General features: G+C 60.4%; 11 protein-coding genes and 2 pseudogenes. 5 read left to right on the top strand and 8 right to left on the bottom strand.

The window, feature by feature from the left end; all coding sequences use genetic code 11:
- Positions 1–2: 2 nt before the first annotated feature.
- Positions 3–748: pseudogene (locus WJU18_RS24770) on the bottom strand (sulfite exporter TauE/SafE family protein).
- Positions 749–841: 93 nt separating this feature from the next.
- On the opposite strand from WJU18_RS24770, the gene WJU18_RS24765 reads away from it, so the two are divergent.
- Positions 842–1,756, top strand: a complete 915-nt coding sequence (locus WJU18_RS24765) for a LysR family transcriptional regulator (RefSeq protein ID WP_423456413.1) — start codon at positions 842–844, stop codon at positions 1,754–1,756.
- Between the two features lie 17 nt (positions 1,757–1,773).
- On the opposite strand, the gene WJU18_RS24760 is transcribed toward WJU18_RS24765, so the two are convergent.
- Positions 1,774–2,247 carry a DUF192 domain-containing protein gene (locus WJU18_RS24760; RefSeq protein WP_423456412.1) on the bottom strand — a complete coding sequence of 158 codons (474 nt, stop codon included), beginning with the start codon at positions 2,245–2,247 and terminating at the stop codon, positions 1,774–1,776.
- Between the two features lie 178 nt (positions 2,248–2,425).
- On the opposite strand from WJU18_RS24760, the gene icd reads away from it, so the two are divergent.
- Complete coding sequence (gene icd / locus WJU18_RS24755; protein ID WP_423456410.1) at positions 2,426–3,685, top strand: NADP-dependent isocitrate dehydrogenase; 1,260 nt, start codon at positions 2,426–2,428, stop codon at positions 3,683–3,685.
- Positions 3,686–3,771: 86 nt separating this feature from the next.
- Here the strand turns inward: icd and WJU18_RS24750 are convergent, their stop codons facing one another.
- The gene (locus WJU18_RS24750) at positions 3,772–4,059 is read right to left on the bottom strand and encodes a cold-shock protein (RefSeq protein WP_423456408.1); all 288 of its coding nucleotides are present in this window, start codon (positions 4,057–4,059) and stop codon (positions 3,772–3,774) included.
- Between the two features lie 237 nt (positions 4,060–4,296).
- On the opposite strand from WJU18_RS24750, the gene clpS reads away from it, so the two are divergent.
- The 3 genes from clpS (at position 4,297) to sbcB (ending at position 8,745) form a co-directional block, all read left to right on the top strand.
- Positions 4,297–4,674 carry an ATP-dependent Clp protease adapter ClpS gene (clpS, locus tag WJU18_RS24745; protein ID WP_423456407.1) on the top strand — a complete coding sequence of 126 codons (378 nt, stop codon included), beginning with the start codon at positions 4,297–4,299 and terminating at the stop codon, positions 4,672–4,674.
- Positions 4,675–4,801: 127 nt separating this feature from the next.
- Entirely contained in the window at positions 4,802–7,132 is a 2,331-nt protein-coding gene (clpA, locus tag WJU18_RS24740; RefSeq protein WP_423456405.1) for an ATP-dependent Clp protease ATP-binding subunit ClpA, read from the top strand.
- Between the two features lie 173 nt (positions 7,133–7,305).
- The gene (gene sbcB / locus WJU18_RS24735; protein ID WP_423456403.1) at positions 7,306–8,745 is read left to right on the top strand and encodes an exodeoxyribonuclease I; all 1,440 of its coding nucleotides are present in this window, start codon (positions 7,306–7,308) and stop codon (positions 8,743–8,745) included.
- 13 nt (positions 8,746–8,758) lie between these two features.
- Here sbcB and WJU18_RS24730 read toward each other — a convergent pair whose 3' ends face one another.
- The 5 genes and pseudogenes from WJU18_RS24730 to WJU18_RS24710 all read right to left on the bottom strand — a co-directional run bounded on the left by WJU18_RS24730 (position 8,759) and on the right by WJU18_RS24710 (position 14,013).
- Positions 8,759–9,697: a LysR family transcriptional regulator gene (locus WJU18_RS24730; RefSeq protein ID WP_423456401.1), complete on the bottom strand. Its 939-nt coding sequence runs from the start codon at positions 9,695–9,697 to the stop codon at positions 8,759–8,761.
- Between the two features lie 33 nt (positions 9,698–9,730).
- Positions 9,731–10,956, bottom strand: a pseudogene (locus WJU18_RS24725) (CaiB/BaiF CoA transferase family protein).
- Between the two features lie 10 nt (positions 10,957–10,966).
- Positions 10,967–12,058: an acyl-CoA dehydrogenase family protein gene (locus WJU18_RS24720; RefSeq protein ID WP_423456399.1), complete on the bottom strand. Its 1,092-nt coding sequence runs from the start codon at positions 12,056–12,058 to the stop codon at positions 10,967–10,969.
- Positions 12,055–13,203 carry an acyl-CoA dehydrogenase family protein gene (locus WJU18_RS24715; protein WP_423456397.1) on the bottom strand — a complete coding sequence of 383 codons (1,149 nt, stop codon included), beginning with the start codon at positions 13,201–13,203 and terminating at the stop codon, positions 12,055–12,057. Before WJU18_RS24715 ends, WJU18_RS24720 begins: the two co-directional genes overlap by 4 nt.
- A 9-nt stretch (positions 13,204–13,212) precedes the next feature.
- Complete coding sequence (locus WJU18_RS24710; protein WP_423456395.1) at positions 13,213–14,013, bottom strand: crotonase/enoyl-CoA hydratase family protein; 801 nt, start codon at positions 14,011–14,013, stop codon at positions 13,213–13,215.
- Between the last annotated feature and the right edge of the window lie 153 nt (positions 14,014–14,166).

Below are 14,166 nucleotides of genomic sequence, written 5' to 3'. Positions count from 1 at the left end.
CTTCAACCGAACGGCTGCCACGCCAGCTCCAACCCCAGCACGACCAGGAACAGCAGAAAGCACTGCTTGAAGCGGGCGGGGCTGATCCACGCGCGGACCTTCTGGCCAGCCCACATTCCTGCCAAGGCGGGAATGACCGCCAGCGCCGAGAACCCCCACTGATCCAGGCGGAAGGCGCCCTGGGAGAACAGGCCGAAGGCCAGCGCCACGGTGGATACTGTGAAAGACAGGCCCAGGGCCTGCACCAACTCATCCTTGTCCAGACGCAGGGCCTGCAGATAAGGCACGGCTGGCATGACGAACACCCCGGTGGCGCCGGTGACCACCCCGGTCACGCCGCCAATGAGGGGTGACAGCCAGCGTTCGATGCGGGGCGGGATCGAGAGAGGGGCGAAGCCAGGGCGTACCCTGCATAGACGATGAGCGAGATACCAAGCGCCAGCCTTGACCATGATGGATCGACCCGCACCAGCAGCGCGGCGCCCAGAACGGTACCCAGCACAATCCCCAGCATCATCAGCCAGAGGCGCCGCAGCAGCCTGCCTTTGGCTGGCCCGGCCAGCAATTGCCAGACGTTGGTGATGAAGGAGGGCAGCACCAGCATCGCCGCCGCCACTGAGGGCGGCATGGCCGTCCCCAGAAGGCCCATGGCGACCGTGGGCAAGCCCATGCCGGTCACGCCCTTGACCATCCCGGCAGCCAGGAAAATGAGGGTGAACAACCACAGGGCGATCGGAAATTCGTGCATAGGTGCATTGGAGCTTCCCGGCGGCCTTGGCACAATGCGGAGTTTTCAGCCAAGCCTTCGGCCTTTCCGAAGGGTGGGAAGATCGGCAATGCCATGCGACTAGATATAGCGGATCTTCATCTCTTCCTGAGCGTCGTGAACGCCGGCAGCATTACCCGCGGAGCCGAGCGCGCGAATCTGGCGTTGGCGTCGGCCAGTGAGCGCCTTCGCCACATGGAAGCCGATGCCGGCGTGTCCCTGCTGGAGCGCCGCCCGCGCGGGGTGGTGGCCACCGAGGCCGGGGAAGCCCTGGCACACCATGCGCGCTTGATACTGCGCCAGCAGGCCGCGCTCAAAGGCGAGTTGCGGGATTTTGCCGCCGGTGCGCGTGGCACGCTGCATTTCTATGCGAACACAGGGGCGCTGACCGGATTTCTGCCGAGCAAGCTTGCGCCCTGGCTGGCTGCCCGGCCAAGGCTGTATGTTCAATTGAAAGAGCGCACCAGCGCGGAGATCATCAAACTCATGGTGGCCGGGCTGGCCGACGCCGGGATGATTTCCGATGCGGTTGAAAACCTGGCGCTGGAAGCCGGCCTGACGCTGCAGCCTGTGGCCAAGGATCATCTGGTGCTGCTCGTACCCACCGGCCATCGCCTGACGCAGCGCAGGACGGCACGCCTTGCGGATGTCCTGGGCGAATCTTTCGTGGGCTTGGCTCCGGGCAACGCGTTGCAGGACCATATCGAAGAAAAGGCCCGGGCTGCCAGCCAGGGCGCGCGCGAGCCTGTGGCGTGGCGCATTCGCATGAAGACTTTCGAAGGGTTATGCGAAATGGTGGGGCACGGCGTAGGCCTGGGTATCGTTCCCCAGGGGATTGCAAGGCGCCATCAGCGAGGGCACGGCTATCGCACGGTAGCTCTAACGGACGATTGGGCGCGCAGGCAGTTATGCCTGTGCTTTCGCGATTGGCATGAACTGCCGGCGATCACCCGGAGCTTGCTGTCGCACTTGGGAGCACAGCCGGCGTAGAGTCCTCAGCCCTGGTTTCAGCGCGGGTTGTTCGCGAACACCGGTCCGCGCAATTTGGCGCCCGCATGCAAGTGGCGCTGCTCGAACCAGCCCTGGTTCATTTCCAGCACATAGCGCACCGGCTTGGTGGAGCAGTGGCTGGTTTCATCCAGGGGCTTCATGTCGGCCAGATTGGTGATGGTGCCGTCATCCTCCACGAAAGCGGCGGTGAGCGGAAGCAACGTGTTCTTCATCCAGAAGCACTGCACGCCAGGCCGCTCGAACACAAAGATCATGCCCTCATGCAGGGGCATTTCCTTGCGGTACATCAGGCCGATTTCGCGCTGCTGAGGGGTGCTCGCCACCTGTGCATCGATGCGGAGCATGCCCACGGAGATGGCCGTACGCGGCAGGTCGAGCTGCGGAATTCCGGTGGGGCCTTGTTGCGCGAAAGCCGACAAACCAGCCAGCAGAGTGGCAGCGAGCAGGAGGCTGCGGAAGAGAGATGTCATAGGGATGGGTACAAGAACTCAAATACAAGCCGTTCCAAGAACGTAAACACGTTCTAGACACACTCTTATTGTCACCCCTTCTGGCCCCTGTCCATGGAAGGCCATAGGGCTAGAATGATTTGTTACCCTGGAGTTTCCCAGGGCCGGGTTCATTGTCAGTATTGCGGAGACCACAAGCATGTATCAGCACATCAAGGTGCCCCAGGGCGGCGAAAAAATTACCGTCAACCCCGATTTTTCGCTCAACGTGCCTGATCAGCCGATCATTCCCTACATCGAGGGCGATGGCACGGGCATGGACATCACGCCGGTGATGATCAAGGTGGTCGATGCCGCCATCGAAAAAGCCTACGGCGGCCGCCGCAAGATCCACTGGATGGAGGTCTATGCCGGTGAGAAATCCACCCGCGTCTATGGCCCCGACGAGTGGCTGCCCCAGGAAACCCTGGAGGCCGTGCGGGAATACGTCGTGTCCATCAAGGGGCCGCTGACTACCCCGGTCGGCGGCGGAATCCGCTCGCTGAACGTGGCGTTGCGCCAGGAGCTCGATCTTTACGTCTGCCTGCGCCCCGTGCAGTATTTCCAGGGCGTGCCTTCACCTGTCAAAGAACCGCAGAAGGTGAACATGGTGATCTTCCGCGAGAACTCGGAAGACATCTACGCCGGTATCGAATACGAGGCCAAGAGCCCCAAGGCGGTCAAGCTGATCGAATTCCTTACCAAGGAAATGGGGGTCTCGAAGATCCGCTTCCCGGAGACATCGGGCATCGGCATCAAACCGGTCTCCATCGAGGGGACGGAACGCCTGATGCGAAAGGCCATCCAGTACGCCATTGACAACAACAAACCCAGCGTGACGATCGTGCACAAGGGCAACATCATGAAGTACACCGAAGGTGGCTTCCGTGATTGGGCCTACGCGTTGGCGCAAAAGGAGTTTGGTGCCACGCTGATCGACGGTGGCCCCTGGTGCAAGTTCAAGAACCCCAAGACGGGGTCGGATATCGTCATCAAGGACGCCATTGCCGACGCCTTCCTGCAGCAGATCCTGCTGCGCCCGGCGGAATACAGCGTGATCGCCACGCTCAACCTCAACGGTGACTACGTCTCTGACGCCCTGGCGGCCCAGGTGGGCGGTATTGGTATCGCCCCTGGCGCCAACATGAGTGACAGCGTGGCTTGTTTCGAGGCTACGCACGGTACTGCCCCCAAGTATGCGGGCAAGGATTACGTCAACCCCGGTTCTGAAATTCTCTCCGCCGAGATGATGTTGCGCCACATGGGGTGGAAGGAAGCTGCCGATTTGATCATCGCCAGCATGGAGCGGGCGATCCAGAGCAAGAAGGTCACCTATGACTTCGCGCGCTTGATGGATGGCGCGACCCAGGTCAGCTGCTCCGGTTTTGGGCAAGTGATGATCGATGCCATGGATGAGTGAGTTGACACGCTCCTAGGCGCTCGAACGGCAGAAAGCCCGGGAATTTCCGGGCTTTCTGTTTGGTGGAGCGATACGTCTGCCGATACTCAGGCCCTGGCTTCTGCCTGAGCATCTCCGCCGGTCGTGGGTGCAGGCGTTTCCGCCGGGTTTTGAGGCAAGAGCACGTCTGAACCCTCTGCCCGGATATGGAGCGCCAGAAGGCCTTTCGGTCCCTGATCCAGATCGAAACTTACCCGGGCGCCCTCTTTGAGTGTCTTGAAACCATCCATTTCTATGGCTGAGAAATGGGCAAAGGCGTCGGGCCCACCACCATCCGGCTCTATAAACCCAAAACCCTTGAGGTCATTGAACCACTTGACTTTTCCGCTGGGCATGCGCTGTCTCCTTTACTTCCGTTCTTCTTGCTCCGGGAGTTTGCGGTAACAGCTTTGGGCTTGTCAATCGTTGGCGCCTGGGTGATTTCTCGTAGATAGGAAGGGGTTAATGGATGACATGCCCTAGATGGCATGGGTCTTGCACTGAGTCAAAACGGTCTCATATGGTGGGAACCCATCTTCCGCTCCCAGTCGATGCTCGGTCGACGGACTCCGGAATTCAGGCAGACCGATAGAATGATTTTCATGGCTACATCCAACCCTACCCGGCCACCGGCTCCGTCCGGCCCCAACGCGCCTGTCCAGTTGCCGGACCAGGGCGGCGAGGTCGTATTGGAACGGGTGCCTCAGAAAGTCAAACCGCCCCAGATGCATCAGGTCGTGATGCTCAACGACGATTTCACCCCCATGGAGTTCGTCGTGGTGGTCATTCAGGAGTTTTTCAACAAAGACCGCGAAACAGCTACCCAGATCATGCTCAAGATCCACCTGGACGGCAGAGGCGTCTGTGGCGTGTATTCGCGCGACGTGGCCGCCACCAAGGTCGACCAGGTGATGGATGCCGCCCGCCAGGCCGGCCACCCGCTACAGTGCATCAGCGAACCCGTTGAATAGGAACGTGACACGTTCCAAGAGCCCACAGTGTTGAATAACACCGAACTTCCCCCATTTTTGACTATCGAAACGCCGAGACATCTCTGCTTATCGGTAGTAAGGTAGCGGCGTAAAGAAGGAAACCATCATGATTGCCCAGGAACTGGAAGTCAGCCTGCACATGGCCTTTGTCGAGGCAAGGCAACAGCGCCATGAATTCATCACTGTCGAGCACCTGCTGCTCGCCCTGCTGGACAACCCCAGCGCGGCCGAGGTTTTGCGGGCCTGCTCTGCCAACATCGACGACTTGCGAAAGTCGCTCGCGAACTTCATCAAGGACAACACGCCGCAGGTCGCCGGCACCGACGACGTCGATACTCAGCCCACGCTGGGGTTCCAGCGCGTTATCCAGCGCGCCATCATGCACGTGCAGTCCACCGGCAACGGCAAGAAGGAAGTGACCGGCGCGAACGTGCTGGTGGCGATCTTCGGCGAAAAGGATTCGCACGCAGTGTATTACCTGCATCAGCAGGGTGTCACGCGGTTGGATGTGGTCAACTTCATTGCCCACGGCATCCGCAAGAGCGATCCCCCAGAGGCTGCCAAGCCGGCCGAAGGCCAACCCGGCGCCCCTGAGGGCGAAGAGGGCGGCGAGAAGAACGAGAAAGCCTCGCCGTTGGAGCAGTACACGCAAAACCTCAACCAGGCCGCCAAGGAGGGCAAGATTGACCCTCTGATCGGGCGCGACTACGAGGTCGAACGCACCATCCAGATCCTGTGCCGCCGGCGCAAGAACAACCCGCTGCTGGTGGGTGAGGCTGGTGTCGGCAAAACGGCCATCGCCGAGGGCCTGGCCTGGCGCATCACCGAAGGCAGCGTGCCGGAAATCCTGGCCGAGGCCACTGTGTACTCGCTGGACATGGGCGCGCTGCTGGCGGGAACCAAATACCGCGGCGATTTCGAGCAGCGGCTCAAGGGCGTGCTCAAGAACCTGAAGGACAAGCCGAACGCCATTCTGTTCATCGACGAGATCCACACCCTGATCGGGGCCGGTGCGGCCTCGGGCGGCACGCTGGACGCGTCGAACCTGCTCAAGCCGGCGCTTTCCAGCGGCCAGCTCAAGTGCATCGGCGCTACCACTTTCACCGAATACCGCGGCATCTTCGAAAAAGATGCGGCGCTGTCGCGGCGCTTCCAGAAAGTGGACGTGGTCGAGCCATCGGTCTCTGAAACGGTGGATATCCTGAAAGGGCTGAAATCCCGCTTCGAGGAGCACCACAGCGTCAAATACGCCTTGGCGGCGCTGCAAGCGGCGGCTGAGCTGTCTGCGAAGTACATCACCGACCGCCATCTGCCCGACAAGGCGATCGACGTCATCGACGAGGCCGGTGCGGCACAACGCATTGCGTCGGCCTCCAAGCGCAAGAAGACCATCGGCAAGACCGAGATCGAGGAAATCGTGGCGAAAATCGCCCGTATTCCCCCGGCCAACGTCAGCAACGATGACCGCAGCAAGCTGCAGACGCTGGAGCGTGACCTCAAATCGGTCGTGTTCGGGCAAGACCAGGCGCTCGATGTGCTGGCCGCATCCGTGAAAATGGCGCGTTCGGGCCTGGGCAAGGGCGACAAGCCGATCGGCTCGTTCCTGTTCTCCGGCCCCACCGGTGTCGGTAAAACCGAGGCTGCCCGGCAACTGGCTTACATCATGGGTGTCGATCTGATCCGCTTCGACATGTCCGAGTACATGGAGCGCCATGCCGTCAGCCGACTGATCGGCGCGCCTCCGGGCTATGTCGGTTTCGACCAGGGCGGCCTACTCACGGAGGCCGTCACCAAGAAGCCGCACAGCGTGCTCCTGCTCGACGAAATCGAAAAGGCGCACCCGGACATCTTCAACGTGCTGCTCCAGGTGATGGACCATGGCACCCTGACCGATAACAACGGACGCAAGGCTGACTTCCGCAACGTCATCATCATCATGACGACGAACGCGGGCGCCGAGACCATGAACAAGTCGACCATCGGCTTCACCAACCCGCGCCAGGCGGGCGATGAAATGGCCGATATCAAGCGCTTGTTCACGCCGGAGTTCCGCAACAGGCTGGATGCCATCGTCAACTTCAAGGCGCTGGACGAGCAGGTCATTCTGCGCGTCGTCGACAAGTTCCTGCTGCAGCTCGAGCAGCAACTGGCCGAGAAGAAGGTCGAAGTCACCTTCAGCGACAAGTTGCGCAAGTATCTTGCCAAGAAGGGCTTTGATCCGTTGATGGGCGCGCGGCCGATGCAGCGCCTCATCCAGGACACCATCCGCAAGGCGCTGGCAGACGAACTGCTCTTCGGCCGCCTGACGGAAGGCGGCAGGCTGGGCGTCGATCTGGACGACAAGGACGAAGTGGTGCTCGACATCACGCCGACCCCGAAGAAGGATCGTGCGCGGGCCGAGCCTGCTGAACCGGAAGAACAGGTGGCGGCGGACTGAGTTAAGTCTGATCGTCACGCCAGCTTGAAAAAAGGCCGGCCGCGAAAGCGGTTGGCCTTTTTTGTGGACAGGGGCTTGCGTTGCGCTAAGCTATCCGCAACAAAGGGACTCCGTTATTCCCGCCTGCGCGGGTATGACGGTTGCACATGCCCTGCTTCAATCGAAAATTTCCGATGCCCCATACCTTCCTCTGGCACGATTACGAAACCTTCGGCGCCAATCCGCGCCGTGATCGGCCCACCCAGTTCGCGGCGGTGCGTACCGATGCCGATCTGAACGAAATCGGCGAGCCGATGATGTTCTACTGCCAGCCGCCAACAGACTCGCTGCCTGAGCCGGAGGCCTGCCTGATCACGGGCATCACCCCGCAGCAATGCTTGGCAGAGGGCATGCCCGAGCACGCGTTCGCGGCCCGTATCCAGGCCGCCCTGGCGGAGCCAGGCACCATTGGCGTGGGCTACAACTCGATCCGTTTCGACGATGAGGTCACACGCCATATGCTGTGGCGCAACCTGCGCGATCCCTATGGACGCGAATGGCAGAACGGATGTGGCCGCTGGGATCTGCTGGATGTCGTGCGCTGCGCTCGCGCCTTGCGCCCCGAAGGCATTGAATGGCCGGTCGGCGACGATGGCCTCACTTCCTTCAAGCTCGAGCGGCTGAGCGCGGCCAACGGCTTGCTGCACGAGGCCGCGCACGATGCGCTCTCCGACGTGCGCGCCACGATCGCGCTGGCGCGTCTGCTGCGCCGTACCAACGAGAAACTGTTCGATTTCTGCCTGTCGCTCCACAAGAAAGACCGCGTAGCCCAGGAACTGCGCCTGCCGACCACGCTGGCCAATGCCAGGCCTTTCCTGCACGTGTCGGGCATGTTCGGCGCCGCCCGAGGCTGCTTGGCCCTCATGGCGCCACTGGCCATGCATCCGAGCAACAAGAACGAGCTGCTGGCATGGGATCTGTCCGCCGATCCCTCCGAGCTGGCTGACCTGAAGCCGGAAGCAATTCGCGAGCGCATGTTCACTGCGGCTGCCAACTTGCCTGAAGGCGTGACCCGGCTGCCTGTCAAGAGCGTGCACCTGAACAAATCGCCCATCGTTATCGGCAACTTGAAGACCTTGCGTCCGGAGTTGGCTGAGCGCTGGGGAATCGACATGGCACTGGCCGAACGCCACTTCGGCCGCTTGCAAGGGCTTCCTGATATGAGCGCCTTGTGGTCAGAGGTGTATGCACGCCCGAGATCCGGTGAGCCAGTGGACGTGGACGAAGACCTGTACGGCGGCTTCGTGGGCAACGCCGACCGGCGCCGGCTGGAGGATTTGTTGCGCCTGTCGCCCGCCGAGTTGGCCGTGGCGCGCACCGGGTTCGATGATGCGCGGCTGGGCGAATTGCTCTTCCGCTACCGGGCCCGCAACTACCCCGAGACGCTGAGCGAAGCCGACGCCGAGCGCTGGAATGCCCATCGCACGGCACGCCTGATCGATGGCGAAGATGGCGCACTGACTGTGCAGGCACTGTTTGATCGCATTGATACGCTCAGCGAGACAGTGGATGAGCGCGGGCAGGGTATCCTCGAAGCTCTATACGAATGGGGTGAGCACGTCGCGCCCGAGTAGATGTCTGGCGGTCTTACGGCGCGGATGCCGGACTTTCCTGGACCGTGGTGGTCCATAGGATGTTGTCCATGTCGAAGTCGGCTTCTTCCTGCACCAGTCCCACGATCGTACGAATCAGAGGCCTGTCATCGTCGCTCCGCCAGATCAGGTTGTATGGAAGTGGCGGTATCGGCGCCTCGCTTTCAAGAGGCACCAGAAGCCCTCGAGCGATAAGTGGCTGCACATACTTGCGTGGCTGAAAGCTGATACCGGCTCCTGCGATGGTCAGGGCAATGATTGCCGCACGGCTATTGCATTGAATAGTCTTTCCTCCGTGCATGCCATTGGTTTGAGCCCACGTATCGAAGGCTGACGCGAGGCCTGAATCCTGCGGATTGCTGATGACGGGATGCGCCTCGAAGTCCTTGCGGGTCAGCAGAGTGCGCCGCCGCAAGCGGGTCGGGGAGCTTGTCCAGATGAATTGGATTTCAGCGACCGTACGGCTTTGCAATTCAGAAGCGCTCACGGGGCCTGCGATGCTGGCGAGATCCAGTTCTCCACGGGTGACCGAGAGTTCCAGTGGCTTGGACAAGCCCACGCGTGGCTCAAGTACCACGTAGGGGTAGCCCTGCTCAAGACGGGCGGCAAAGGCTGGAAACCAGGTGGTTGCGGCTAATTCGGTTAATCCAAACCGGCAAGCTCCTCGAATCTCCTGTCGCCGAGTACCCAGACTGGCGCGGATGTCGCGCTCGAATTCCAGCATCGCTCCCGCCTTGACGAGCAGTGTTTCACCGGCTGCGGTCAGCGCGGCATAACGGCTGGTGCGGGTGAACAACTGCTGGCCCAGGCTGGCTTCGAGCTCTGCGATACGCTTGGAGAGGGACGATTGGGTGACGTGCAATCGCTGGGCGGCGAGGGCAAAGGTGCCGAGCTTGGCCGCCCAGTAAAACGCCTCCAGTTGTTTAAGGGTCATAGCGCTAACCAGTCTATCAAACCCCTTGGGAATTCAGGTGGAGATCTCTCCATTGACGGCTTGCACGGCACCTGAATGCAGAAAGCCCTCGATCTGAGTGCTGGAGAATCCAATTTCTTCCAGAACGCCTATCGTGTCTTGCCCTAGACGGGGAGCGTGGTGATGAATCTGAAAGGGCGCTTCGAACTGCACGGGACTGCGCACGACACGGTAAGCCCCTTCCGTAGGATGCTCATGCAGTGCAATCAGGCCGACGGCCTTGAGATGCTCATCATCAATGACCTCTTCGAGACTACGCACCGGCATGCAGGGGATGCTGACTTTGTCGCAGAAAACCTGCCACTGGGCATTGGAGAAGCGTGGCGCCTCTTCTTCCACCATGGCGTACAGCAAGTCGATATGCTCGACTCGTTCGGACAAGGCGCTAAATCGAGCATCATCAAGAAGCTCGGTTCGTCCTACAAAACGGAAGAAGTCAGCCCAATTGCTGTCCGAGTATGGGAGGATGCACATGTAGCCGTCACTGGTTCGAAATGGCTTCCGGTATCTGCTGAGAACCCGTTTGAATCCAACTCCTCCGAGCGGCGGAGAAAAGGTCGAGCCGTGCAAATGCTCGACCAGTGCAAATTCCGCTGCCGTTTCCAGCATTGGCACTTCGACTGCCTGCCCGCCTCCCCCTTCGCTTGTTGCAGCAGGGCCGCCATGACGGCATAGGCCACCGTCTGGCCAGTCACTTTGTCGCACAACACAGTGGGGGCGAAAGCGGGCTCTCCATGCACCATGGCATACAACCCCGCCAAGCCTGATCCGGCCTGTATCACGTCGTCATATGCCGCACGTCCGGAATAGGGGCCCGCTGAACCAAAACCCACGGCGCCGCAGTAAACGATCTCTGGATTCAGTCTCCGCACGTCTTCGTAGCTGAGGCCCAATCTATCTGCGGCCTGCTGGCGCATGTTGTGCACGAATGCATTCGCGCCGCCCAGAAGCCGGGAGAGAATTTCCTTGCCCTGAGGTGTTTTCAGATTGACGGCGACACTGCGTTTGTTGCGATTCAGATTGAGAAAGTAGCCGGACATGCCATCATGCTTCAGCGGCTTGTAGTGACGCGTCTGGTCGCCTGAAAAGGTTTCGACCTTGATGACATCTGCGCCGAGATCAGCGAGGATGCGCGTTGCATAGGGACCGAGAACCACCGTGGTGAGATCGACGATGCGTGTGCCTTCCAGAGGGCCTCTGCGAAACTGAGTGTTTTTCATGTCTTTGCCTTCAAAGACTCGCAATACGCTGCCATAGATGGATACCCTTTGCGGAACAAGCCTGGGCACCGAGCCATTGGCTCCAGAAAGTCTCGGTGCCGAAATCGTCACGCCAAGCCCAGAGGCGGCGTGTAAATTGATGCAGAACGTGCTCTTGGGTGAATCCGATGGCTCCGTGAATCTGATGAATCAAAGCACTCACCTTGCCTGCTGCTTCACCGCAACGCACTTTGGCACTCGCGATACAGAAGAGACTGTCCGTGGTAGGATGCAACTGCCACCGCTCAATCGCCAGCACCGCGCTGGCGAGGGCGGCGGCCATTTCCGCCGAGGCTTCCACCAGCATGTCCTGCACTGGCGTGAAACGGCCAATGGGGCGTCCGAACTGCAGCCGTTCGGCGGCATACTGCAATCCTAATTCCACGCACCGCTGCATGGCCCCGACCATCTGAACGGATCGAAGGAGGGCGCCATATCCCAGGTGTGCCAAGGAGTCCCCGATGCTCCAGGGTAGGCATCGCCCCGCTGGAACCAGGTTGCCGTCAAGCCGGAGGGCGGATCGTGCCTCCATGGCAGGACCGGCGCAGGGCTTGCGATGCAGCCCTTCGGTTTCGAGCAGCACAAGAAAATGTGCCTGCTGCTCGGTTTGTGCGTGCAGCAATATCGGCGCAGAAAGATCGCCTAACGCGATGGATCCAGTAGCGCCGCTGACGCTTGCTTCACCGCCGGAAAAACGCAAAACCAAAGGGCGGCCGTCCGGGGACGGGGCGAGCAGGACAGGGTTCTCGCCAAGCGCTTCCAGGTGACCCCCGGCGCCGCACCAGATGGCTTTGGCCAGCAAGGTGTCTCCGAGCGGCAAGGGAAGCCCGTGGTAGCCGGACAGCCGAATGATTTCGAATGCATCGCGTGCATCGAGGCCGACCCCTCCCTGGCTTTCCGGCACCAATGCCAGAGACAACGCGGACTCTTCGAGCGAGTGCCACAAATCAGATTGCCATTCGCTGGCGCGTGTCTTGCCCGATTGCTCACGTGTGACCATTTCGTGAAACTGGCGGTTCACCTGATCCGAAATGATGGAGGAAAAATTCTCGCCGTTACTCATCGTAGTCCCAATCCACGTGCGATCACGCCGCGCAGGATTTCACGCGTGCCGCCACGCAAGGTAAAGCTGGGTGCGGTCAAAGTGATTTGCTTCAAGGCCTCGTCAAATCGATCCGCCGTGGCCTCATCGGATGACGAGCCATCAGCGATCAATCGGGCTACCTCGGGAATTTCTCGTTCAAATTCGGTGCCCAGGTGTTTGACCAGAGCGGCTTCAATTTGCGGATTCGCTCCACGATCCAGCATGCCCGCCACGACAGTCGACATCCGCCGCAGGCCAATGGCATGCGAAACCAGGCGGCCCAGGGCTACGGCTTGCATGCGGTCTGGTTTGGGGCCCACACGATCTATGAGGGCAGCCAGGAGTTGCCAGGCGCTGAGATACCGGTCAGGTCCGCTACGTTCATAGGCCAGTTCGGCCGTGACCATGGCCCATCCGCTGCCCGGTTGACCCACCAGCATGTCGTCCGGCACGAAATAGTGATCGAAATGGACTTCGTTGAACTCATGGTGGCCTGACAGATCGAGGATTGGCCGGACGGTGACCCCTGGAGCATCCATGGGCGTAATCATCTGGGTGAGCCCCTCGTGTTTTTTCTCTCCAGAGGGGGAGGTTCGGACCAACGTGATGAGCGCATCGACCTGATGTGCATTGGTTGTCCAGACCTTGGTGCCATTGATCACCCAGCCGCCGGCGACTTTTTCAGCCCGTGTCCGTACCGCGGCGAGATCGGATCCGGAGTCCGGCTCGCTCATTCCAATTCCGAACGCATATTCCCCGCGTGCAACCCGAGGAAGAAGCTCTTGTCTGGCTCGCTCGGAGCCGTGCTTGAGAATCTGAGGGCCGGATTGCCGGTCGGCGATCCAATGAGCTCCGCATGGTGCGCCAGCCGCAAGCATTTCCTCGATCACGACATAGCGTTCCAAGGCCGTGCGTTCATGGCCGCCATAGATGCGTGGCCAGGTCATCCCAATGAGCCCCTCGGCGCCTGCTCTTTTGCTGAACGCGCGATCGTAGGTTGTCCAGGTGACCTGCCACGGCTTGAAGCTGCCTCGCGCCATTTCTGCGGCTAGGAAGGAGCGGACGCGGTGGCGCGTCTCCTCGTAGCCGGATAGATCTGCCGGCTGTTGACCGAAGTCGATCATCTGCAGTCCTCAGGCGCCGGTGAAGACGGGTTTGCGCTTCTCGAGGAATGCAAGCACCGCTTCATCGTGGTCAGGGGTATAGTGAGCCAGGGCCTGGTATGCGGCAGCGAATTCGAGGGACGTTGAGAGCGACATGCCATCGCTTTCCCGCAGCAATCGCTTCGTTAGCCGCACGGTTCTCCAGGGATTGGCGGCAATGCGTCTTGCAAGATCGAGCGCTTGTTGCATGAGCTCCTCATGTGCCACCACGCGGGATACCACGCCCAACTCCAAGGCGCGTGCAGCGTTGATGGTGTCGCCCGTCAGCATCAGCTCCATGGCCTTGGGCTGCCCGATGGTGCGAGCGAGCAACCATGCCCCGCCATCTCCAGGAACAATCCCAAGCTTTACAAAACTGCTGGCGAAGCTTGCACGTTCGGAGGCAATCCGGATATCGCACATGCAGGTAAGGTCCATGCCTGCACCGATGGCAGGACCATTGACGGCCGCGATGGTGGGAATATCCAGCTCATACAAGGCCAGTGGAATCTGTTGGATGCCATTGCGATATGCGTCGCGAATGTCTGCAGGCAGTCCTGCCGAGAAACCTTTCTTGTCGCGCATGTTCTTGAGGTTTCCACCCGCGGAGAAAGCGGAGCCGGCGCCCGTCAACACCAAAGCCTGCACGCTGCGGTCTCGCCGAACGCGCGCGCACATTTCCACAAACTCCAGCATTTGATGTTCCTCGGTGAGCGCATTGCGCTCTTCCGGCCGGTTCATCGTGACAACGGCCACGCCATCCATCTGCTCGTACAGCAAGAAACCGCTCATGGAATCCCCTCTTCTTTGGTTCGGTCGGGAGCAGTTTAGGAACGGTGGCTGAAGGTGAAAAGCGAGTTTTTTTCAACTTGTGACTGTCGTTTTGGGAATGGCTCTGGCTGCCTTCAAGCTTCGAAAAAGCGAATGCCAACAGATGAATAAATG

The organism is Ottowia sp. VDI28, from assembly GCF_049532675.1.
Classification (GTDB): Bacteria; Pseudomonadota; Gammaproteobacteria; order Burkholderiales; family Burkholderiaceae_C; genus Ottowia.
Note: the sequence above shows the minus strand (reverse complement) of the source record. Positions and strands in the feature narration are given on the sequence as shown.